The sequence below is a fragment of the Oleiphilus sp. HI0067 genome, assembly GCF_001635735.1.
The window spans coordinates 1-1,273 of record NZ_LWFI01000947.1; the positions used below are offsets into that span (position 1 = coordinate 1).

General features: G+C 47.7%; 1 protein-coding gene. It reads left to right on the plus strand.

What is annotated here, in order from left to right:
• Positions 1 to 38: 38 nt before the first annotated feature.
• The coding region (gene ntrC, locus A3739_RS11920) for a nitrogen regulation protein NR(I) (RefSeq protein ID WP_068501524.1) at positions 39 to 1,273 on the plus strand (1,235 nt) is incomplete at its 3' end.

Sequence of the window (1,273 nt, forward strand, 5' to 3'; positions counted from 1 at the left end):
TACTGACTTTATCGTTTACCTTCCTTTGGAGATGTAACATGAGTTCCCAACCACTCGTATGGATAATTGACGACGATAGATCAATTCGATGGGTACTAGAAAAAGCCCTAGCAAAGGAAAACTACACTATTCGTTCATTCGAAAGCGCGGATGGCGTTCTGGATAGCTTAACGAGAGAAACGCCTGACGCCGTGATTAGCGATATCCGTATGCCGGGCATTGATGGCTTAGAGTTACTCACTGGCATCCATCAACATGATCCTGATATCCCTGTGATCATAATGACGGCTCATTCAGACCTAGACAGTGCCGTCACATCCTACCAAAAAGGTGCTTTTGACTACCTGCCAAAGCCCTTTGATCTCGAAGATGCCGTCGCACTTGCGAAGCGCGCAATTGCTCACTCGCAAGAGCTACGTGCAAAAAATGGCGACACACAAGTTAATAACATTGAAGAAAGCACTGTCATTATTGGTGAAGCACCAGCAATGCAGGAAGTTTTCCGTGCTATCGGCCGTCTTTCTCATTCAAATATTACGGTTCTCATTAACGGGGAATCGGGAACAGGTAAGGAGCTCGTCGCTAAAGCTTTGCACCAACATAGTCCTCGAGCGAAAGAGCCATTTATTGCACTTAATATGGCCGCTATACCGAAAGATTTGATTGAATCTGAACTATTCGGTCACGAAAAAGGCGCATTTACAGGAGCAGGCGGCCAGCGAACTGGACGGTTTGAACAAGCGAACGGCGGCACACTGTTCTTAGATGAAATTGGTGACATGCCTGCAGATACGCAAACACGGCTGTTACGCGTGCTTGCTGACGGCGAATTTTACCGCGTTGGTGGACACACACCGGTCAAAGTAGATGTCCGAATTATTGCTGCGACACACCAAAATCTAGAAGGCCTCGTATCAGATGGCTCGTTCAGAGAAGATTTATTTCATCGCTTGAATGTCATTCGTGTGCACTTACCTCGCTTAAGCGATCGTCGAGAAGACATACCGAAACTCACGCACTTTTTCTTAAAGCGTGCTGCAGACGAGCTCGCGGTAGAACCTAAAATACTAAGACCCGAAACCGAGGAATATCTGAGCGCAATGCCATGGCCAGGTAATGTTCGACAACTCGAAAACACCTGTCGCTGGCTTACGGTAATGGCGAGCGGTAGGGAGCTTCATGTATCAGACCTCCCTCCTGAGTTGCTTGAAAGCAAAGAGATTCAAGCAACTGGCGTCACGTGGCAAGAAGGGCTTCGTCAATGGGCTGACCA